Consider the following 19,500-nt stretch of genomic DNA (forward strand, 5'->3'; position numbering starts at 1 on the left):
GTCGCATTCGGCGCATCTAAGCGCCGGAATCGGCACGCCCCACGCGCGCTGGCGCGAGAGCGTCCAGTCGGGACGCGTCTCGGTCATATTGCGGATGCGATCGCGCGACCATCCGGGGAACCATTTCACGCTGTCGATTGCGCCGATGAGTTTGGCGCGCAGGCCCGCGTGATCGATGCTCAAAAACCATTGCTCGGTGGCGCGGAAAATGAGCGGATTCTTGCATCGCCAGCAATGCGGATAGCTGTGCGCGAAGTTGCGCGCGTTGAGCAGCGCGCCAACCGATTTGAGTTTCGCGACGATCGAGTTGTTGGCCTTGAAGACATTTTGTCCTGCCCATTCGCCGCCGTCGGCGGTAAACACGCCGCCGTTATCGACCGGCGTAAACGGCGCGAGCCCGTACGTTTTGCCGACGACGAAATCCTCGTAGCCATGCCCCGGCGCGGTGTGCACAAGGCCGGTGCCGGTGTCGGCAGTGACGTGCCCGCCGTACATCAGCTTCACGTCGCGCACGAGAAACGGATGCCGAAAAATATCCTGGCCGTCGAGCGCTTTGAGCGCCGCGCGATCGAGATCGATTCGCTTGCTGACTTCGAGCGCGCATTCTTTTTCGACCGAATCGGCGAGCCGCGCCGCGACGACGTAGTAGTTGCCTCCGGATTTGAGCGCGACGTAGTCGAACGTCTCGTTCAGCGAAATTCCGAGATTCGCCGGCAGCGTCCACGGCGTCGTGGTCCAGATGACCGCGAACAGTTTGCCCGCGCGATGCGCTTCGGCAAGTTCGCGCCCGTCGGACGAATCAGCGGCGAGCGCGGCCGCATCTTTGAGATTCGAGTTGAAGGCGAACGCGACGTAAATCGACGGCGAGGTATGCTCGCGATACTCGACTTCGGCCTCGGCCAGCGCGGTGCGGCAATCGAAGCACCAATGCACCGGCCGCAGTCCGCGATACACGTAGCCGAGCTCGACCATCTTGCGCAGCACGCCGATTTCGACCGCGTCGTACGCCGGCGCCATCGTGAGGTACGGATTGAACCAGTCGCCGATCGCACCGAGGCGGCGAAAATCCGCGCGCTGAATATCGATCCACTTTTCGGCTTCGGCGCGGCAAAGTTTCCGCAGTTCGAGTTTCGAGATCGTGCGCGCCTTATCGCCGAGTTCGCGCGCGACCTTGTACTCGATCGGCATCCCGTGACAGTCCCATCCGGGAACGAACGGCGTGCGATATCCCATCATCGAGCGCGATCGCACGACAAAATCTTTCAGAATTTTGTTGAGCGCGGTGCCAAGATGAACACGTCCGTTGGCATACGGCGGGCCGTCGTGGAGCACCCACGGAGTGGCGTCCTTGCGCGCGGTCATCAGGCGGCCGTAGAGATCGATTTCGTCCCAATGCTTGAGCATTTCCGGCTCCCGCTTGGGCAGATTGGCCTTCATCGGGAAGTCGGTTTTGGGGAGTTTCAGGGTCGCTTTGTAATCGGTATCAGGCACAGGCACTTGGCCGGCGCGCGGCGCCGGGGCGATCTCCTTGATGCGCTAGAATTGTGAATCCGTCCGATCAAGATTAACTGACGCCGCCGCAGTGCGCGAGTGCGCGCGCCCACGCGCCAGATGAATCCGCCGAAACCGCGTGATCGGCTCGCGCTAATCCTTCTTCCCGGACGGCTGAGCGAACGCAAGCGTCGGAAAACCCGACCCCATCTGGATCAACACGCCATGCGACGAGCGTGGCGAGATGTACGCCTCGTAGGACGTCGGCGACCACTCGGTTTCATCGACGACGCGCACGCCCTGCTCCTTCAGTTCGGCAACTTTGCGCTTGGGATCGGGCACGTCGAAGGTCAGATGATGCATCCCTTCGCCGCGCTTCTCGATAAATTTATGCAGAAAGGAATTCGCGCCGAGCGGCTCGAGCAATTCGATCGTGAGGCCGTTCAGATCGAAAACCGCGAGCGTGTATCCGGCCGCTTCGCTCGCCACCTGATGCGCGAAATGCGCGCCGAGCACGTTCTCGAAAAACTTGCGCGCGCCTGCGAGGCTCTTCACCGCGATACCGATATGATCGAGTTTGCCGAATGGTTCGTTCGCCATCTCTCTCCGATTCTCCGCGCCCGGACCGATTCGCAGCCGGGCCAACGGAGCTTAGCGCCGGCGATCCTCGACCGGCAAATGGCGGCGCGGGCTTGCGCAACCGCAGCCCGATCGGCAATAGAGCAGGCATGCCGGCAACACCGTGGAACCTGCCACCGATCGTCAAAGTGTACGAGGCGCTCGGCGCGGTCGGCGACGGCCGCGTGCGAATCGAGGACGCGCGGCGGGCAATCGTCACCTCGTCCGACGGCTCGAAAAATTACGAAGTCGAGATGTCCGCGGACGGACGCGAGATCGCTTCCAACGACAACGCGTCGTATTGGCGCGGCTACCTCGGCTATCCGGCGATCGCGGTGCTGATCGAGCGTGGCTTCTATCGCGCGCCGGCCAACGTCAGCGACGCGCTCGCGGGAGTGGCGTGGAAAGAGCTCAACACCAAATTCAGGAACGACTACGCACAGACGATCGCGGAAGTGGAAAAGCACGTCGAGCAGAGCGGCCACGATCCCGACGCGGTGCGATCCGAAGCCGACGCGGTGCTCTCATTTCTGCGCGAACTGAATCCGGTGCGCGGCAAACGCACTCGTCCGCCCGCCGAAAGGCCCAAACCCAAAGCGCCGCGACGCTAGCTCCCGGCCGCTCATTGTGAGCCCGAATTTCAAGGTGCTAGCTTCGACGCCAACCAACGGCGAGGTGACGATGGCGAACGGTGCGACTGATTCGATTGCCCCATTTTTTACGATCTGGACCGAGCCGCGCGCAACGATCCGGCGAATCGTCGATACCGATCCAACCCGCCACACACTCGCACTCGCCGCGCTCGCGCCGGCGCTGGCCACGCTCGAAAGCCAATGGTCCAAGGCGATCGGCAATTCCGGAAACATCTCGGCGCTATGGCCAATCGGGGTCGTATTCGCGGTCGCCGCGGCGGCGGTGTTCGGAATCGGGGTGCTTTATCTGAACGGCGTGGTGCTGCGATGGTCAAGCGGCCTGCTCGGCGGGACCGCCACCCGAACCGAAGTCCGCGCGGCGATCACATGGTCGCAGGTGCCGTCGATCGTCGCGGGCGCGATCACGATCGCTGCGCTGCTCACGGGCGCGATCGTCCCGCCGACCGCGGGCGCCGGCGGCTCCCTCAAAGCCAGCCCTCAGTTGATCGAGTTGGGATTGCTGAACGGTATCCTTGCCATCTGGGGCTTCGTGATATCGCTCAAATGCCTCGGCGAAGTGAACCGATTCTCGGCCTGGCGGGCGCTCGGCGCAGTACTCATTCCATTAGTCATTTTAGTAGTGGTAATCGTAGTCATTGCGCGACTCGTAGCAAGATAGTTGATTCGCGACTGAGATTTCGCCGCGGCGACTGGCTAATCAACATGTAATCGCGATGCGAGGCGCGAGAAGCGCAGGCGCTCGTCCTGATTGCGCACCGCCTGCTGCAAAGCCGATCTGGAGCCGACCAGCACGCAGACCCGCTCCGCGCGCGTGATCGCGGTGTAGAGCAGGTTTCGCCGCAGCATCAGGTAGTGGCTCGAATGAATCGGCATCACCACCGCCGGGTACTGGCTACCCTGGCTCTTGTGAACCGAGATTGCGTACGCGAGCCCGAGTTCGTCCAGTTCTGACAGTTCGTAGTCGGCGTGCGCCTCTTCGAACATCACGCTGACGCGCGCCTTCTCGGAATTGATATTGACGATACGGCCGATCGATCCGTTGAAGATTGCCTTGTCATAATTGTTGCGAAGCTGGATCACGCGGTCGCCTTCGCGGAACGTGCGATCGCCGGCGCGCAGTTCCCGTCCCGCAGGATTCAGCAGCGCCTGCAATTCGCGATTGAGCGCCTGCGTGCCGAGCGGCCCGCGATTCATCGGCGTGATGACCTGAATTTCGCGCGGGTCGCTTAGCCCGAAACGCCCGACCAGCCGCTGCTGCACGAGTTGCTTGATCGTCGCGAGCACGTCCTCGGCGGCGCTGCGCTCGAAGAAGAAAAAATCGCCGGCCGCGTCGTTCGAGATATCGGGAAATTCGCCGCGATTCAGGCGATGAGCATTTGCGACAATCAAGCTCTGGCGCGCCTGTCGGTAAACCTCGCGCAGTTGCACCACCGGGACCAGTTCTGACGCGATCACGTCCTTCAGCACGCTGCCCGGTCCGACCGACGGGAGCTGGTCGCGATCGCCCACCAGCAGCAGCGAGCAGTTCGGCATCAGCGCCGTCACCAGGCTCGAGGCGAGCTCGAGATCCATCATCGAGGCTTCGTCGATGATCAGAAAATTCGTGCGCAGCGGAAATTCCTTGCCCCGCACGAAGCCGCCGCTCTCCGGCGCGTATTCGAGCAAGCGATGGATCGTCTTCGCATCGTGCCCCGACGCTTCCTTGAGCCGCTTCGCCGCGCGGCCGGTCGGCGCCGCGAGCGCCGGCTTGATGTTCATCGACGCCAGCGCGACCAGCAGCGAGCGGAGCAGCGTGGTCTTGCCGGTGCCGGGGCCGCCGGTGATTACGGTGACGCGGCTCGCCAGCGCGCATCGAAGCGCGCTCTTCTGCTCGGATGAAAGTTCGAGTTCCGAGGACTTGATTGCCGCGCCGAGCGCGCGTTCGATCGCCTCCTTGCCGAGTGCGCGGCCGGCGTTCAACTCCGCGATCCGGTGCGCGACGTTGACCTCGGCCTCGTGCAGGCGCGCGAGATAAACTGCCAGGTGATTTCCCGCGCCGTGTTCTGCTCCATCGCCAACCGCGTCGCGCGCCTCCTCGACAACGATCTCGCCACTGGTCGCGAGTTCGGCGACGGCCTCGCGCGCGAGATCCGGTTCCATCTCGAGCGCGCTGCGAAACTGGCCCTCGAGATACTCGAACGGCGAGTAAACGTGCCCTTCGTCGGACATCCGCTCGAGGATGTAGAGCACCGCGGCGCGCGCGCGCTGAATCGAGTTGCGCGGTACGCCGAGTTTCTCGGCGACCGCGTCGGCAGTGCGGAATCCGATCCCGTGGATCGTGCGCGCGAGCACATATGGATCCTCGCGCACGACCTCGAGCGCATTCTTGCCGTAAAATTTGAGTATTCGCCGCGCATGCGATGCCGCGACACCATGGCCGCGCAGGAATACGGTGAGTTCGCGCAGTCCCGACGAATCACGCCATGCCGCCGCAATCCGCCTCGCCACGACCCCGCCGATCCCGGGAACCTCGCGCATCCGCTCGGGCGCATTGTCGAGCACCGCGCCGAGCGTGTCGCCGAAGTACTCCGCGATCCGGCGCGCGGTGGCGCGGCCGACGCCATGAATTTCCGACGCGAGATAGCGCTCGATCGCGACGGCGCCGGCCGGCCGCAGAGTCTCGAAATCGATCACCTTGAACTGATCGCCGAAACGCGGATGCTTTTCGAATTTTCCCTGCGCCCGAATCGTCGAACCCACCTCCAGTCCCGCGAGATTGCCGACGACCACCGTGCGCCGATCGTCGCCATGCTCGACCGGCGTGACGATTACCGCGACCGAATAGCCGCTGTTGTCATTGACGTAGAGGACCTGGTCGAGGATGCCTTCGACGGTTTCCTGGTTTTGCGGTGCTGCCACGAACTGAGGATTACGCTTGGATGACTCTGCGTCTAGTTGGAGCCCCGGTGATCCGTCCACAACGGCGCTCCCGGCGCTCGTCGCGCCGATCATAGAACAAGTAACGCGAGTGTTCGCAAGCATCGCGACCTATCGGGTAGTGGGCGGTTTTGGAAAATGAGCCGTCGAAACTACTCAATCCTCGAAAAACGACTGGAACGCATCAAGCACGTCGGCAACCTTCAGTTGGAGCAACTCAAGCGTCTCTATGACCGGCGATTCATCGCGGAACTTTATTGGCAGCGTCAGATTGTACTCCACGTGCATGGGATCGTTCACGACTCCAGATGGTGTTTGGCGGTTGAACACGTGAAAAGGTATGCGATACATCGTCTGTCCGCTCGTGCGCATGAATATCGGATCACGGTGTTTGTCAGTATCGGTGAGTTCTCGGATTTTACGTATCCAGGTGTTTCCGTTGTACGGTTGGAGCTTCTCGATCACTGTCACTTGTTTGCCCTTAACGCCTTTGAGCAGGGACGGAATTTGACGTGCGAAGTCCTTTGGAGTCTCACAAATCGGAAATTGCAGGCTCTCATTGATGGGTTTCGAGTTCAAAATCACAAGAGAGCTCACAAGGTAGTTAAGAGCGGTACGAAGCGGCTGAACGATCTCGCTCACGTCCAGTTCAAAGCTTTTGATGGGATTCGGAAATTCGTAGCTGACGTCGCGCGGGTTTCGTCGATTTAGTTGCGGAACGACGACATCATGTTGGAGTTCCCTAAATTCTTCTATTCGGACTTTGAAATCCGACAAGCGTTCTTTGGACCGCTCTACTCGACGATAGGCGTCATCCAGTGAAGCCATTTAATCAAGGCGGAGTGGCGGAAGAAGATCGTATTTCTCCGCGAGGTCGTGGAGCGCTTGATGCGCCCGTGCTGCACCGCCGAGGGTTTCGCCATTGAGGCCAGCGAGGATAACCATGTCTCGAATCTCAGTTAACAAACTCACGATCTGAGATTCAGTTTCCGATTCTGTATTGCGTCGTGCCATATTTCTGTCATACTACGCTCATGCCTTCCCGAGCAAGCAGAGGCGGTAAACGCGCCGATTCCATTCAGAACGCCCTTCGCGTCGTAGAAGAGGCGACTGGTGACGTATTGAAGCCCGCAGAGGGCAAGAATCCCCATGCGCAGGCGCTATCGGCGCTCGGAGCGTCGAAGGGCGGGAAGGCTCGGGCAGCTAATCTGTCAGAGAAGCGTCGGAAGGAAATAGCGCGAAAGGCCGCGAAATCTAGATGGGCGTCGCAGTCGAAGCCTTCTCGGTGAACGGAAGTTCTAAGTTATTGCCCTTTCTTGGAAACGCACGGTTCACCAACCTGTAGAAATCATTCCACGAGCTTGACGCTCGCATAAATCCGATTAGGGCATACAGATGCTGGGCCAGCGCGGGATGGCCAACATCTTCCGTGAACAATTGATGGTGTCTGCCTTTGCGACGGCCTCTATCATCCTTCGGGTTTCGTTCTTCAAGTTCCTTTAGCAGGCTCGGGAGAATCCGTTCGTACACGAGATCGATGGTGTATTTTGCGACAACGCTGTAACGATTCTTTGACATGCCTTTCCATTCCCAATTCTTGAGCCGATAAATCTGTTCATAAAATTCGTCTGGGAATCGCTTAGCCCAAGCAGCTAATTCCTTTCTCAGAAACTTATCGAGAAGCGCCTGTAGAGCTTCTCGTGCTCGGACACTCTGAAATCCGGTGGCCTCATCGATCAAAGCGATCAGTCCAATCGTCGCGAACCCGCGATAAAGAATCCTGCATGCCTCAGCGATATGTTCTTGATTTGGCCGAAGTTTTTTCGCGTATCGCGCGTCCATAAAAACTTGGCAGACCAACGGCAGAAGCTCCGCACGATAGCCGATAGCAATTTGACCGTTCAATCTAAAAAGTACAGGTTTGGAATTCTCTTCTAACTCCTTGGGAATAAAGGGTTTCAGGTTGTCCGCTGTCAAAAATACGGGCAGTTGGAATTCCTTGTCAAAAGCCCTGCCGCCTTTGACCTTTCCCCTTCTTCCAATCGCTCGAACAAACGTAGCCCGCGTCAGAACGTGAGTCTCTCCGTCTTCAAGAACTGCGCACGAAATCTCCGCGTCTCCGATTTGCAACGTACCTGGATGGGTCGCGTTAAGAATATCCGGCGACCATCGCGCCTCAGCTGCCTTCTTGGCGATCTCAGATCGCTCCGTGGCTGATAGAGCTTTAGCTCTTGCGCGGCCACCCTTTGACTGCATCGATTCATCCATGCTTGCTAACCTCGCACTTCAGATGCTTGCAGGATATTCCCAGCAAGCATATCGTGTCAATCGGAAGCGGATGCTTGCTGGAGGTCTTGACAATGCGTGCCCGAGCAAGCATAATAATGGACATGAACAAGCTACCCATTCAGAGAGGCGCACAAATCATTGGCTGCTTGGTTGAAGGCAATTCGGTTCGCGCAACTTGTCGGATAACCAATTCGTCGAAGGATGCCGTCCTGAAACTCGTTGCCGATGCTGGCAAAGCATCAGACGCTGAGGGTAACGCCAGCAATGGAATCAGGCGTTTCGGATCACGTCTGGAGCATCGAAGAGATAGCGGCGCTTGTCCCGTGAATCAAAACCGCCCACTACCACATATCGGCGCTAGGTTGCGGCACCTTGCAGGCGCAAAATAACATGAGCCGAAATGAGCGACTGCCGGATCGCGCGGCGGTATCGCACGCAATCGAGGCGCAGGCAATTTTGTCGATCGAATCGATGCTCGAGGCCTGCCACTAAGGATCGATACGCGCGACGCGGAGGCATCCAGGACGTCCCCCACCATCAACCAGCCAACCGAGGCGCCGCAGCGCGTCATGGTGGTCGATGACAACCACGACGCGGCCGAAGTGCTGTCGGAGGCGCTCGAACTGCTCGGCTATGAGACCCGCGTCGCGTATGACGCGCTCGCGACCCTCGACACGGTCGCGCAATTCAAGCCGCAGGTGATGCTGATCGACATCGGGATGCCGGTGATGGACGGCTACGAACTGGCGCGGCGGCTGCGCGCGATGAAAGAACTTGGGCATCCGAAATTGATCGCGCTCACCGGATTCGGCCAGGAGTCGGATCGCGCTCTCGCGCTGGAGGCGGGCTTCGACGAGCACATGGTGAAGCCGATCGATCTCGAAGGTCTCGAATCGCTCCTCAAGAAATAGCGGATTCCGCGCGCCTCGCATCACGGGCGGGCAACTCAGGATGTAGCCGAATCCACGAAACGCTCGATTCCGCCGGCCTGCAGCAAGAAAATCACGTTCAGCCTGAGCCTTGAACCTTTCACTCGACCAACTTCTTGCTTATATTGTCGGCAGTTAGCCGAACCAGCCGTAGATTTTGTTCTGAATTCACGTTTCGGCGACTTGGGCGGCGTGGCCTGATGGTGGTTGCGGTCGAGAAACGGATTTGTGATTCCGGCGTCGCTTAAATCAAGCGCTGCGGAGCGCACTGATGGCAGCGGACAAGAAAACTGACCCGGCGGAATCCGCGGGTCCGGCAGAAGCCAGGCCTCCCCGTCCCGCCGAATCACCGGCAACCCAGCCACTCGATCCAAGCGAAGCCAGCCCAAGTCCCGAGCCCGAACCCGCGCCCGCCTCCAAATCGTCGAAACGAACCGACGCCGAAGGACGCCTCGAAGTGCGCCCGATCGGCACCGCGCAAGGATTCCGCGAACTCGCCGCGCTCCACAAGCGGACCTGGAGCATGCTCAACGTCCGCGAGAAGAAGGTGCACGCCCTGATGTGGCCGCTCGCGATTCACTTCGGCCTCTATTCCGTGAAGCCCGGTAACGAACGCAAACGCCCGCCTCTGATCGGAGCCTTCTGGGCGCGATGCCTCGCCGACGCGCCGCTGACTCTCGGTCATCTGTACCCGGCGAGTTTGTTCAACGGCGACATGCTCGCGTCCGAGGTGTTCGAGTTCGGCGGGATGGTGATCGATCCGACCTACCAGGGCCGCGGCCTGGTCAAGATGATGTCCGATACGGCGCGGCTGTTTCTCTTTTCACGCCGGCCCAAACTGATCATCACCAACCCGGTCGAGCCGCTGTATGAGATGTACAAGCAACTCGGGCTCAAGACCGTGGGCCGCGCGCCGGTCGATCATCCGCTGGCGTACAACGTCAAGGTCTGGCTGATGTACGGCAAATTCGACGAGCTGGCCAAACCCTACTTCATGTAGAGATTTACTACAGATTCCGCTGGCGCCGCAATCCCTTCACTTCGGCTTCGATTCGGACTTGCCCCCGCTCATGAATGCGCCCGCACCCTGCATGATTCTGGTGCCGACGCTCAGCAACGCGTCGGTCAGGCCGGGGAACAGCGACGCCAGCTTCTCTGCGACCGCCGCACCCGGCGGCACGTCCACTTCCGTCAAGCCGAACGCCGCCGCCGCCAGCACCGCCCACGTGACCCACCGCGCCGGCATCGCCATCATCGAGGGCATCCCCTTGAACGCGTCGCGCTTCATCGCGTCGTGCGCCATCGGCGTATCGATCACCCCGGGCATCACCAGCGACACCTTGATTCCGGTGTTGAACAACTCGACGCGGAGCGCCTCCGTCAGTCCGACCAGCGCGAACTTGGTGGCGCTGTAGCCGCCGAGCGGACTCATCCCGCGGCGTCCCGCGAGCGACGAGATATTCACGATGTTGCCGTTTTTCGCTTTGCGCATCGCCGGCAGCACCGCCTGCATCGCGTTGAGCGCGCCGAACAGGTTCACGTCCATCATGCGGCGCAGATCTTCCGGCTTGAGTTTCTCGATTTCGTCGGTGATCAACAGCCCCGCCGAGTTGACCAGGATATCGATCGCGCCGAAGGATTCGATCACCTGTTCGACCGCCCACTTCATCCGCGCGCGATCGGTCACGTCGCAATCGAGCGCGAGCGCCTGGCCGCCGGCCTTATCGATCTTTTTGGCGAGTTCTTCGAGTTGCAGTCGGCGGCGCGCGAGCAACGCAACCTTCGCGCCCTGCTCGCCGAATGCCAGCGCGACGTCGTGCCCGATTCCGCTCGAGGCGCCAGTCACGATCACCGATTTACCGCGAAAATATCCGAGCACGGGCCCCTTCGATTCCGTTTTGGATTCGGCCATGACCGTCACCTCGATTCGGCTATCGTCGCTTGCTCGCGCGCTACTTCGGCTTCCGCATGAGCGCATTGTGCGCCGGCGGCCGGCGGATGCGCAAACCAGGTGGCGACTTGCCCGACTTCCCAACCGTGGTTAGCCTTTAAGCTCGCGCACGCGAGAGAAAATTGAACGCCAAAACCGTCATCACTGAAGATCGCGCCGCCGCGTAAACCTTCTCGGCAATCCGCCGGATTCAAACATTGGACATCAAGGATAATATGCGCTCTGAGGCCGGCGCGATCGTGCTCGTCGGCGGCCGCAGCTCGCGGATGGGCGTGCCCAAGATGTCGCTGGATTTCGGCGGCGCTCCATTACTCACTCGAATAGTCACTGAGCTGAAACGGCGCTTCGATGAAATAGTCATTGTCGCGGCGCCCGACCTCTCGCCGCACCCGCGCGTTCCGATCGCCGGCGTCAAGGTCATCCACGATGAAGAGGCGTTCCAGGGTCCGCTCGAAGCGCTGCGGCGCGGCCTGGTCGCGCTCGACCACGATATCGGCTTCGCGTGTTCCGGCGATCTGGCGCTGCTGAATGCCTACGTCGCCGATGCGCTCGTCGGGATGCTCGAGGACTTCGACGCCGTGATTCCCGAGGTCGGCGGCAAGCTGCAACCGCTGCACGCCGTCTATCGCAAGCGATGCGCCAGTGCGATCGAATCGCTCGCCGCGAGCGGCGAGAAGCGCCTCACCGCCAGCGCCAACGCGATCAACGCGCGGCGCGTGCCCGAGCACGAACTGCTGGCGCTCGATCCGGAACTGCGGAGTTTCTTCAACGTCAACACGCCCGAGGACTACGCGCTCGCGCTGAACCTCGCCGGCTTCCAGCAATCATCGTAGCCGCTTATCGCAAGCGCGATTCGTTCGATGCCGCGGCGCGCGCAGCGCTTTCGTTCGCCTCATCGATGCGTTCGGTTCAGCATCATAGCTAAGGAAGAGCGGAGAACGTCGATGGAACAAAAGACCGTCGCGGTGGCCGGCGGCTCCGGATTTATCGGCCGCGCGATTGTGCGGCGAATGGCCGCCACCGGCGGAATCAAGGCGCGCGTGCTGACGCGCAATCCGGACGCGGTACGGCTCGATTCGCCGAACGTCGAATTTGCGCGCGCCGACATCGCCGAGCCCGCGAGCCTCGCCGCGGCGCTTAATGGCGCGGACGCAATCGTCGATGCGGTCCAGTTCGAAGGTTACCCGGTTGAAAATCCTGCGCGCGGACAAACTTTCGAGCGCGTCGATTATGGCGGCGTGATCGCTTTGCTCGCCGCGGCGAAGCAGGCGGGCGTCGCGCAGTTTATCTACATCAGCGGCGCCGCCGCGAATGAAGCCAGCTCGCATCCGGGCTTTCGCGCCAAGGGACGCGCCGAACGCGCGATCCGCGAGTCGGGCCTATCGTACACCACCTTCCGCCCGTCGCTGGTCTATGGTCCGGAAGACAAGGTCGTGAGCAGCCTCGCCAAGGCACTCAAGTTCGCGCCGATTTTTGGCGTGCCCGGCACCGGACGGCAAAAGGTTCAGCCCGTGCTGGTGGACGATTTGGCCGCCTGCGTGACGCTCGCAATCCAGGGACGCGGACGCAACGGCACTTACGAAGTCGGCGGCCCCGACCTGATGACCTTCGACGAGATGATGCGCATCATCATGAATGCGAGCGGGCATCGGAGACCGCTCTTCCACATTCCGGAGGGGCTGATGCGCGCGATCGGCGGGCTCGCGGAAAAACTGCCCAAGCCGATGCTCTCGCGCGACGCGGTCACCTTCGTCACCGCCGACAACGCGTGCGATATCGGACCGCTGCGCGAAGAATTCGGCATCAATCTTACGCCGGCGCGCGTCGGGATGGCTTACCTGTCGAAAAAGTAGGAACCGCTACAGCCGGCGCCAGCCCGTTCCTTCATGGCCGAAACCGAAAAGCTCGGGATGAACGATCTCGGCGAGAATCTCGAGCGATTCGGCGATGCGCGGTCCTGGCCGATTGAAATATTGATTGCCGTCCGCCATGAAAACGCGCCGCTCACGCACCGCGCCGAGCCTCGGCCATTCAGGACGACTCGTTAGCGCCGGCAGATCCTCCGCCGCGCGATTCATGTCGAAGCCACACGGCGAGATCAGGATCACTTCGGGATTCCGCGCCGCGAGTTCATCGAACTTCATCCACGGTGAATGCTCGCCGGCCGCGCCGAATAGATTGACGCCGCCCGCCATCTCGACCAGCGTCGGCATCCAGTTGCCCGCCGCCATCAGCGGATCGATCCATTCGATCGTCGCCACTGTCGGCCGGCTGTTCGCCTGCTTGCGCGCCCTGTCGGCAATCGCGGCGAGACGCGCGCGGAGGCTCCCCACCAATTCGACGCCGCGAGCGGGCGCGCCGAGCGCGTCGGCGGTGCGTTGCATGTCTATGAAGACGTCGTCGAGAGCGTACGGCGCGAGCGACACGATCTTCGGCCGAGTCCCGAGCCAATCGGCGACCGCGGCTTCGACGTCGGACTGATTGACGGCGCAAACCTCGCATTGCGATTGCGTGACGATCACGTCGGGACGAAATTCGCGTAGCCGGGGCGCATCGACGCGATAAACCGATAGCGCCTCGCGCACGATTTGCTTCACGCGCTGATCGATTTCCGCGCTGGCGCCTGCGGGGTTGAACTTCGCTTCGGTGAGCGCGGGCAGGCGTTTTACCGACGCCGGAAAATCGCACTCGTGCGAGCGTCCAACGAGATCGCGCTCGAATCCGAGCGCGCACACAATTTCAGTCGCGCTCGGCAGCAGGCTCACAATTCGGGGCATCGCGGCGATTCCTTTTTGGCTGGCTACTGTTCGATTCGATCTAGCTTCTACTCAATTCGATCAATGATGCGAGCCACTATCCGGCAATCCCTGCTTGCGGCAACTGGCGATTTCCTGACGGCCAGCCCCGCTGTTCATCAAAGTGAACTGCGTGCGTCCGCTCAAATTGCCGGGCGAGACTTCTTCCTTGACGTAATATTCCTCACCGGGGTGAGCGTCGAATTTCAGCGGCGTGGACGCTTCGGTGGTCGCCGAGCAAGTCACCGGACCAGCATCGTTGATGTAGGAGTAAAATCCGCCGGCTTCCAACTCGATACTTTCCTGGCCGCAAGTAACTACCGGAGTAATCGCGGAGGCGTAAAAGACATAGGGGCGGTAGAGATAGATCATGCTTTTGGAAACCGGCACCGGTCGCGGCTGATAGGCCTCGCCTTGCACACCGCATCCCGCAAGCACGACGCAAATCGCGCCGACCGCGAACGAAAGGAACGCTCGATTCATCACGCTTCGAGTCTGTCACGAAGCCGCCGCACGATGAAGATGCGTTGCGAAAGTGGCGGCGGCGCTATCCAGCGGGCGCTGGATCAGATGCTCGTCAGTTCGACGACCGGGATCACGCGCGAAGTGTTCTTCTGATACTCGGCGTAGCTCGGATACATCGCGACCAGCTTCGGCCAGATCGCATCGCGCTCCGCGAACGGAAGCGTGCGCGCGCGGCATCGGCGCGTCTCGCGTCCGAGTTGCCCTTCCACGTCGGGATTCGCGGTGAGATTCAGATACCACGACGGCGGCGAATCGCTGCCGCCGTACGACGCGGCCACATACAGATGTCCGCCGTCCTCGAGATAGAGCAGCGGCTTCGAGATCGGGCGGCCGGACTTGCGCCCGCGCACAGTCAGGATCAACGTGGGGAGGCCGAACGTCGATACGCCGCCGAACAATTTGTAAGCGGCGACGTGCGCCTGGCTCATCCAGTCGATGATGTAGCGTTTGGTGGAACTTATTTTCATGGTTGGCGCTTCGCCTCCGCGCTCGTTGAGCAGCGAAAAAAATGCGGGCGAGTGAATCTCGTCCGCACAAACCAATCAATTTTAGATGATGACGATCGTCATCCTGAGGGTTTGAGAAGTATATGCCGCAAGCACAACGTTGACAAGCGAGCGATGCGCCTCGATCGTGATCGCATTGGGAGACCGGTGTAGATGAGCTTCGAGGTCAAAGCAGTAGGACTCGATTTCGGCACGACCAACAGCGCGATCTCGGTCGTCGGCGCGGACGGCGCGCCGCGCCTCGCGCGATTTCCGCACGCCGAAGGCGGCGCCGCGACCGAGACGTTTCGCTCGATCCTGTTCTTCGAGACGCGCGACGAAATCGGCGGCGCCGCGTCGGCGGTGTCGGTCGGCAACGACGCGATCCGGCGCTATCTCGCCGCCAGCGGCAACGGACGCCTGGTGCAATCGCTCAAGTCGTTTCTCGCCGACAAGACTTTCGATTCCACCGACATCATGGGCGAAAACTACACTCTCGGCGATCTGATCGCGCCGATCATCAGCGCGCTGCGGGATGCCGCGATCGCGCAGTTCGGCGAGTTGCCGCCGCGAATCGTGGTCGGACGCCCGGTGCATTTCGCCTCGATGGGTGCCGCGGATGAGGCGCTCGCGCGGAGCCGGCTCGATATCGCAGTGCGGCGCGCGGGATGGACGGAGGTGGAATTCGAGTACGAGCCGGTCGGGGCGGCATACGACTACGCGCTTCGAATCGCGCGCGACGAGTTGGTGCTGATCGCGGACTTCGGTGGCGGCACCAGCGACTTCTCGCTACTGCAGCTTCGGCCGCGGAGTGCCGCGAAGCACGGCGCGGTGCGCTACGAAATTTTGGGCAACGATGGCGTCGGCATCGCCGGCGACGCCTTCGACGGACGCATCATGCGGCATCTGGTGGCGCCGGCGCTCGGGCGCGGCACCAAGTATCGATCGCCCTACGGGATGGTGCTGCCTGCACCGACCTGGCCGTACACCAGGCTCGAGCGATGGCACTACCTTTCGTTCCTGAAGGCGCGCGCGACGATGCTCCGATTTGAGGAATTGAAGCGCCAATCGCTCGAGCCCGACAAGATCGGCGCGCTGATTCATGTCGTGGAAAACGATCTCGGCTACTTTTTGTTCCGCGCCGTCGAGCAAAGCAAGCTCGAGTTGTCGGATGCGGAATCAGCCATCTTTAATTTTGTCGATGCGCCGGTTGAGATCGAAGCAATCGTCGGACGCGCTGAGTTCGAAGCCTGGATCGATCGCTACCTCGCGCAAATCGCCGGATGCGTCGATCGGCTGATGCTCACCGCCGGTCTCGAGGCGCGCTCGATCGACAGCGTGTTTCTGACGGGCGGATCGTCGTTCGTGCCGGCGGTGCGGCGAATATTCGTCGAGCGATTCGGCGCTGACCGAATCAGGATGGGCGACGAATTCACGTCGGTGGCGCGCGGACTGGCGCTGCGCGCGCTCGACGGCGCGGCGTGACCGATCGCCTCAGACGTGATTGCGCAGCATCAGTTCCTTCGGATGCGGTTCGAGATAAACCTGTCCGCGCAGATAATCGACGCCGAAGCTGCGAACATGATGGCGGAACATCGTGATCGGCACGACCAGCGGCGCCAGCCCGCGGCGATAATCGTCGATCAGCGCAGACAGTTCAGCGCGCGACGCTTCGTCGAGATGTTCGCGCAGGTAACCGAGCATATGATGCAGCACGTTGGTGTGGCGCGCCGTCGTCGCGAGCGTCTTGAGCGCGGCCATGAAATCGCTCTGATAGCGCTGGCTGAGTTGGTCGCGGGAAATCGCTTTCGCAGTTGCGACCAGCCGGCCTAGCTCGCGATACGCGCGCGGCGAATGCACCATGAGCGTGAGCTTGTGCGCGGTGTGGAATTGCACGAGCCCACCGCGAGTCCATCGCGCGGAAAAAAACTCGCGCAGCCGCCGATACGCGAAAATCCGCTCGACAAAATTCTCGCGCCGATGCGGGTCGCTGAGGCGGCCCTCCTCCTCGACCGGCAGATTCGGATAACGGCGCATCAGGACGGCGGCGAACAGTCCCGCGCCGTCGCGCGCCCGAATCCCCGACGGCCGATACACGCGGACGCGCTCCATCCCGCAACTCGGCGAATCCTTTTTCAGCACGTAGCCCGAAAGTTGGTCGCGCGCGAGGCTGGCGACGCGCTTCGCTGCAAATGAGTTCATCGCCGCGGTGTGATCGACGCCAGTATCGTTGCCGATGAGCCGCACGTCGCCGCCGTCGCGAACGAGTCGCAGAGTTTCGCGCGGAGTGCCGAGCCCGATCTCAACTTCCGGACACACCGGCACGAACTCGACGAAATCGCCGAGCGTGTTCAGCAGAAATTCGTTGCGCTTATGCCCGCCGTCGTAGCGGACCTCGTTGCCGAGCAGGCACGACGACACGCCGATGCGGATCGGCGCATCGCTCGCTGCCGTGAAGCCTTCGCGATGCGCCGAATCAGCCACTCGATCACGCTGACGCCGCATTCAATCCGTCACGAAGCTTTTTTGTCATTGCGGCGCATGGCGCCCATTTTGACATTTCTGCGCTTCTCACCTCTGTCATTCCCGCGCGTGGCTGCCGCGCGAGGAATCCCGGATTCTGCCGCGTGAGGAATTCGGGATCATGCTTCCTCTTCCTTCCACTCCTCGCTTAGGTCCTTCCAATCCGGATTCATCGACTCAATCAGCATAACCTTCCGCCGCCGCGTCATCTTTTTGATCTCCTTCTCGCGCGCGATCGCGTCGTTCACCTCGCCGAATTCCTCGAAATACACCAGCCGGTTCACGTGGTACCGCGCGGTAAAGGAACTAGGCTTGCTCTCCTTATGCTCGGTGACGCGGCGTTCGAGATCGTTGGTCACGCCGGTGTAGAGCGTCCGCGAGAGGCTGCTCAGGATGTACACGTAGTAGGTCCAATCGCGCATCGATGCAGTTCAGCGAAAAGATCCGGGATTCCTCGCGCGGCAGCCACGCGCGGGAATGACAGAAATGCCCGAAGCGGGGAAGGAAGTTGAGGGCGCATAATCCCGGCCTGTCGGCCTTGTCACTCCCGCACTGCTCGTTCTGTCATTCCTCGCGCGCCTCAGCGATGGAGCGCCCGCTTGCCTTTGCGATCACGAGGCTTTGCCGCCTTCCACCGGCCCGCCCGCGGCTTTCCACGCCGTAAAGCCGCCGCCCATATGGCAAACCGGCGTCAATCCCATGCTCTGAAGGGTCTGCGCTGCCAGCGCAGATCTGCCTCCGCCTGCTCAGAAGAAGAGGAATTTCTTGCCCGACGCGAAGATATCCTTGTGGTACGGACTCTCCGGATCGACCCAGAATTCGAGCATGCCGCGCGGCGCGTGGAACGCCCCCGGGATGCGGCCGTCGCGATCAAGCTCGCGGACATCGCGAATATCCACGAACAGCACGTTGGGATCATCCTTCAGCTTGATCGAGTCCGCGCCGCTGATGGTCTCTACCTCGGCGTTGGCCTCGGCGAGCATCTGCTTGACGGTTCGCTTGAGTTTGAGTGGCATCAAAATTCTCCTGCGGCCATCTTACACGAGTTCTTCTCGCGGCAACCAGTGACTCTAATTTGCTAGATGCCGAGTGCGGCCGGAAGCTCGGCGAGGTCCTCGATGATGATATCCGGCGCCGGGACGTCTTCCGGCAGCGCGACGCCGCGGCGATTGATCCACGCCGCGTGCATCCCGGCCCGCTTGGCGCCCAGCACATCGTCGTGAGGAGTGTCGCCGACGAACAGAATGTCGCGCGGCGCGAGTTTCATCATCTCGAGTATGCTCTCGAAGATGATCGGATTCGGTTTTCGGATGCCCGCGTCGGCCGAGATGATCACCGCGTCGAACAGTTCGCGGATGCCGGTATCGGTGACGATCAGATGGCCGGTCTCCGCGTCGTCGAAATTCGATATCAGGCCGAGGCGGTAATGCGCCGCGATTTGGCGCATCGCGTCGAGCCGCGCTTCCGGCGCGCGGGTGACTTCGCGCACGCGGCCCATGTGAATCCGCCTGAGATGAGCCGCGAGCATTTTCGCTTCGGCGTCGCCCAGGTCGAGTTTTTTGAGCGTGCGCTCGAATCGCTCATGGCAGGTGATCTCGATCGCTTCCGCCAGCATCCGCTGCGCAAAGATGTCGCTGTAAACGCTGTCATGCGCCGCCATGAAGCGGTCGCGATCGAAGCGCTCGCCGAGTTCCTCTTCGAGCTTGGGGAACAGCAGCGGCGCCGTGCTGCGAATCTCCTTGCCGCGCCATTCGACCAGCGGCAGCCCCTCGGGATTCCAGTTCACCAGCGTGTCGAACAGATCGATCACGACTGCTTTGTAATTTTGCTTAGCCACGGACGGTCAAGGCTCCCGCAGTACCGGCGAGCGCGGCGAGATTCAGCAGCAGCACGGCGCCGTTGAGGATCACCGACAGCCGATGAAGTTTGTCGAATTCCGCCTTTTGAGCTGGATCGGCATTCGGCTCGTGGCTGACGACGCGAATCGCGTCGGCGCGCGGCAGCACGACGGCGCCCGCATAGAATGTGAGTCCCAGCCCGATTGCGATTGCGAGCGCCGCGCCGCCCCACCATAGCCGCGCGTCGCGCACCGACGTGAAGTAGATCGCCAGCACCAGCGCTACCGTGCCGGCGATGTAACCGAGCATGTAATAGCGCGGAAAGATCGTGCTGATCGCCTTGCCGGCCTCTTCGATCGGCAAGCTGCCGAAAATCGCCGGCGCGGTGAAAAAGGAAAAGAAAACGATCCCGCCAAGCCAGCATCCCATCGCAACCAGGAACAGGAAGAGCGCTACGATCATTCGGCACAATCTCCGACGCGAACTC

22 protein-coding genes are annotated in these 19,500 nt (G+C 61.3%); 7 read left to right on the forward strand and 15 right to left on the reverse strand.

Annotated elements, in window-relative coordinates; all coding sequences use genetic code 11:
* Together Q7S58_RS00950 and Q7S58_RS00955 are read right to left on the reverse strand one after the other, a co-directional pair.
* Window positions 1–1,497: class I tRNA ligase family protein (locus tag Q7S58_RS00950; protein ID WP_304819859.1), on the reverse strand; the 1,497-nt coding region annotated here is incomplete at its 3' end.
* Between the two features lie 147 nt (window positions 1,498–1,644).
* On the reverse strand, window positions 1,645–2,091 hold the full coding sequence (locus Q7S58_RS00955) for a VOC family protein (RefSeq protein WP_304819861.1): 447 nt from the start codon (window positions 2,089–2,091) through the stop codon (window positions 1,645–1,647).
* Between the two features lie 128 nt (window positions 2,092–2,219).
* Between Q7S58_RS00955 and Q7S58_RS00960 the strand changes: the two genes are divergently transcribed.
* Window positions 2,220–2,720, forward strand: a complete 501-nt coding sequence (locus Q7S58_RS00960) for a hypothetical protein (protein ID WP_304819863.1) — start codon at window positions 2,220–2,222, stop codon at window positions 2,718–2,720.
* Window positions 2,721–2,790: 70 nt separating this feature from the next.
* The gene (locus Q7S58_RS00965; protein ID WP_304819865.1) at window positions 2,791–3,420 is read left to right on the forward strand and encodes a YIP1 family protein; all 630 of its coding nucleotides are present in this window, start codon (window positions 2,791–2,793) and stop codon (window positions 3,418–3,420) included.
* 35 nt (window positions 3,421–3,455) lie between these two features.
* Here Q7S58_RS00965 and Q7S58_RS00970 read toward each other — a convergent pair whose 3' ends face one another.
* The 4 genes from Q7S58_RS00970 to Q7S58_RS00985 all read right to left on the reverse strand — a co-directional run bounded on the left by Q7S58_RS00970 (window position 3,456) and on the right by Q7S58_RS00985 (window position 7,946).
* A complete protein-coding gene (locus Q7S58_RS00970; protein WP_304819867.1) occupies window positions 3,456–5,660 on the reverse strand; it encodes an ATP-dependent RecD-like DNA helicase in 2,205 nt (734 codons plus the stop codon).
* Between the two features lie 174 nt (window positions 5,661–5,834).
* Window positions 5,835–6,506 (reverse strand): hypothetical protein, encoded by a 672-nt coding sequence (locus tag Q7S58_RS00975; RefSeq protein ID WP_304819869.1) that lies wholly within the window; start codon window positions 6,504–6,506, stop codon window positions 5,835–5,837.
* Window positions 6,507–6,692 (reverse strand): hypothetical protein, encoded by a 186-nt coding sequence (locus Q7S58_RS00980; RefSeq protein WP_304819871.1) that lies wholly within the window; start codon window positions 6,690–6,692, stop codon window positions 6,507–6,509.
* 240 nt (window positions 6,693–6,932) lie between these two features.
* The gene (locus Q7S58_RS00985) at window positions 6,933–7,946 is read right to left on the reverse strand and encodes a P63C domain-containing protein (RefSeq protein WP_304819873.1); all 1,014 of its coding nucleotides are present in this window, start codon (window positions 7,944–7,946) and stop codon (window positions 6,933–6,935) included.
* A gap of 590 nt (window positions 7,947–8,536) precedes the next feature.
* Here Q7S58_RS00985 and Q7S58_RS00990 point away from each other — a divergent pair.
* Window positions 8,537–8,878, forward strand: a complete 342-nt coding sequence (locus Q7S58_RS00990; RefSeq protein ID WP_304819875.1) for a response regulator — start codon at window positions 8,537–8,539, stop codon at window positions 8,876–8,878.
* Window positions 8,879–9,167: 289 nt separating this feature from the next.
* Window positions 9,168–9,896, forward strand: a complete 729-nt coding sequence (locus tag Q7S58_RS00995) for a hypothetical protein (protein ID WP_304819877.1) — start codon at window positions 9,168–9,170, stop codon at window positions 9,894–9,896.
* Window positions 9,897–9,932: 36 nt separating this feature from the next.
* On the opposite strand, the gene Q7S58_RS01000 is transcribed toward Q7S58_RS00995, so the two are convergent.
* Complete coding sequence (locus Q7S58_RS01000) at window positions 9,933–10,808, reverse strand: SDR family oxidoreductase (RefSeq protein WP_304819879.1); 876 nt, start codon at window positions 10,806–10,808, stop codon at window positions 9,933–9,935.
* A 236-nt stretch (window positions 10,809–11,044) separates the two neighbouring features.
* On the opposite strand from Q7S58_RS01000, the gene Q7S58_RS01005 reads away from it, so the two are divergent.
* Together Q7S58_RS01005 and Q7S58_RS01010 are read left to right on the forward strand one after the other, a co-directional pair.
* Window positions 11,045–11,680, forward strand: coding sequence for a molybdenum cofactor guanylyltransferase (locus tag Q7S58_RS01005; protein WP_304819881.1), 636 nt, complete (start codon window positions 11,045–11,047; stop codon window positions 11,678–11,680).
* Window positions 11,681–11,791: 111 nt separating this feature from the next.
* A complete protein-coding gene (locus Q7S58_RS01010) occupies window positions 11,792–12,700 on the forward strand; it encodes an NAD(P)H-binding protein (RefSeq protein WP_304819883.1) in 909 nt (302 codons plus the stop codon).
* 6 nt (window positions 12,701–12,706) lie between these two features.
* Here the strand turns inward: Q7S58_RS01010 and Q7S58_RS01015 are convergent, their stop codons facing one another.
* From Q7S58_RS01015 to Q7S58_RS01025, 3 genes are all read right to left on the reverse strand, one after another.
* Entirely contained in the window at window positions 12,707–13,624 is a 918-nt protein-coding gene (locus Q7S58_RS01015; protein ID WP_304819885.1) for a cobalamin-binding protein, read from the reverse strand.
* 60 nt (window positions 13,625–13,684) lie between these two features.
* Complete coding sequence (locus tag Q7S58_RS01020; RefSeq protein WP_304819887.1) at window positions 13,685–14,125, reverse strand: lipoprotein; 441 nt, start codon at window positions 14,123–14,125, stop codon at window positions 13,685–13,687.
* Between the two features lie 83 nt (window positions 14,126–14,208).
* Window positions 14,209–14,634, reverse strand: a complete 426-nt coding sequence (locus Q7S58_RS01025; protein ID WP_304819889.1) for a nitroreductase family deazaflavin-dependent oxidoreductase — start codon at window positions 14,632–14,634, stop codon at window positions 14,209–14,211.
* Window positions 14,635–14,826: 192 nt separating this feature from the next.
* On the opposite strand from Q7S58_RS01025, the gene Q7S58_RS01030 reads away from it, so the two are divergent.
* A complete protein-coding gene (locus Q7S58_RS01030; RefSeq protein WP_304819891.1) occupies window positions 14,827–16,137 on the forward strand; it encodes an Hsp70 family protein in 1,311 nt (436 codons plus the stop codon).
* A 9-nt stretch (window positions 16,138–16,146) separates the two neighbouring features.
* Here Q7S58_RS01030 and Q7S58_RS01035 read toward each other — a convergent pair whose 3' ends face one another.
* The 5 genes from Q7S58_RS01035 to Q7S58_RS01055 form a co-directional block, all read right to left on the reverse strand.
* Window positions 16,147–17,136 carry a DUF523 and DUF1722 domain-containing protein gene (locus Q7S58_RS01035; RefSeq protein WP_304819893.1) on the reverse strand — a complete coding sequence of 330 codons (990 nt, stop codon included), beginning with the start codon at window positions 17,134–17,136 and terminating at the stop codon, window positions 16,147–16,149.
* Between the two features lie 158 nt (window positions 17,137–17,294).
* The gene (locus Q7S58_RS01040) at window positions 17,295–17,597 is read right to left on the reverse strand and encodes a GIY-YIG nuclease family protein (protein WP_304819895.1); all 303 of its coding nucleotides are present in this window, start codon (window positions 17,595–17,597) and stop codon (window positions 17,295–17,297) included.
* Between the two features lie 189 nt (window positions 17,598–17,786).
* The gene (locus Q7S58_RS01045; RefSeq protein WP_370655431.1) at window positions 17,787–18,191 is read right to left on the reverse strand and encodes a rhodanese-like domain-containing protein; all 405 of its coding nucleotides are present in this window, start codon (window positions 18,189–18,191) and stop codon (window positions 17,787–17,789) included.
* A 62-nt stretch (window positions 18,192–18,253) separates the two neighbouring features.
* Window positions 18,254–19,012, reverse strand: a complete 759-nt coding sequence (locus tag Q7S58_RS01050; protein ID WP_304819899.1) for an HAD family hydrolase — start codon at window positions 19,010–19,012, stop codon at window positions 18,254–18,256.
* Window positions 19,005–19,475 (reverse strand): DUF4149 domain-containing protein, encoded by a 471-nt coding sequence (locus Q7S58_RS01055; protein ID WP_304819901.1) that lies wholly within the window; start codon window positions 19,473–19,475, stop codon window positions 19,005–19,007. Before Q7S58_RS01055 ends, Q7S58_RS01050 begins: the two co-directional genes overlap by 8 nt.
* Window positions 19,476–19,500 lie beyond the last annotated feature (25 nt).

Origin of the sequence: Candidatus Binatus sp., assembly GCF_030646925.1 — a bacterium.
In the GTDB taxonomy this organism is placed as follows: Bacteria; Desulfobacterota; Binatia; order Binatales; family Binataceae; genus Binatus.

Excerpts from the sequence above, each read along its gene's own strand:
- Q7S58_RS00960 (WP_304819863.1), top strand. The coding sequence starts at position 2,220 with ATGCCGGCAACACCGTGGAACCTGCCACCGATCGTCAAAGTGTACGAG.
- Q7S58_RS01015 (WP_304819885.1), bottom strand. The coding sequence starts at position 13,624 with ATGCCCCGAATTGTGAGCCTGCTGCCGAGCGCGACTGAAATTGTGTGC.
- Q7S58_RS00990 (WP_304819875.1), top strand. The coding sequence starts at position 8,537 with ATGGTGGTCGATGACAACCACGACGCGGCCGAAGTGCTGTCGGAGGCG.
- Q7S58_RS00985 (WP_304819873.1), bottom strand. The coding sequence starts at position 7,946 with ATGGATGAATCGATGCAGTCAAAGGGTGGCCGCGCAAGAGCTAAAGCT.
- Q7S58_RS00980 (WP_304819871.1), bottom strand. The coding sequence starts at position 6,692 with ATGGCACGACGCAATACAGAATCGGAAACTGAATCTCAGATCGTGAGT.
- Q7S58_RS01025 (WP_304819889.1), bottom strand. The coding sequence starts at position 14,634 with ATGAAAATAAGTTCCACCAAACGCTACATCATCGACTGGATGAGCCAG.
- Q7S58_RS01020 (WP_304819887.1), bottom strand. The coding sequence starts at position 14,125 with ATGAATCGAGCGTTCCTTTCGTTCGCGGTCGGCGCGATTTGCGTCGTG.
- Q7S58_RS00975 (WP_304819869.1), bottom strand. The coding sequence starts at position 6,506 with ATGGCTTCACTGGATGACGCCTATCGTCGAGTAGAGCGGTCCAAAGAA.
- Q7S58_RS01000 (WP_304819879.1), bottom strand. The coding sequence starts at position 10,808 with ATGGCCGAATCCAAAACGGAATCGAAGGGGCCCGTGCTCGGATATTTT.
- Q7S58_RS01040 (WP_304819895.1), bottom strand. The coding sequence starts at position 17,597 with ATGCGCGATTGGACCTACTACGTGTACATCCTGAGCAGCCTCTCGCGG.
- Q7S58_RS00965 (WP_304819865.1), top strand. The coding sequence starts at position 2,791 with ATGGCGAACGGTGCGACTGATTCGATTGCCCCATTTTTTACGATCTGG.
- Q7S58_RS00955 (WP_304819861.1), bottom strand. The coding sequence starts at position 2,091 with ATGGCGAACGAACCATTCGGCAAACTCGATCATATCGGTATCGCGGTG.
- Q7S58_RS01010 (WP_304819883.1), top strand. The coding sequence starts at position 11,792 with ATGGAACAAAAGACCGTCGCGGTGGCCGGCGGCTCCGGATTTATCGGC.
- Q7S58_RS01030 (WP_304819891.1), top strand. The coding sequence starts at position 14,827 with ATGAGCTTCGAGGTCAAAGCAGTAGGACTCGATTTCGGCACGACCAAC.
- Q7S58_RS01055 (WP_304819901.1), bottom strand. The coding sequence starts at position 19,475 with ATGATCGTAGCGCTCTTCCTGTTCCTGGTTGCGATGGGATGCTGGCTT.
- Q7S58_RS00995 (WP_304819877.1), top strand. The coding sequence starts at position 9,168 with ATGGCAGCGGACAAGAAAACTGACCCGGCGGAATCCGCGGGTCCGGCA.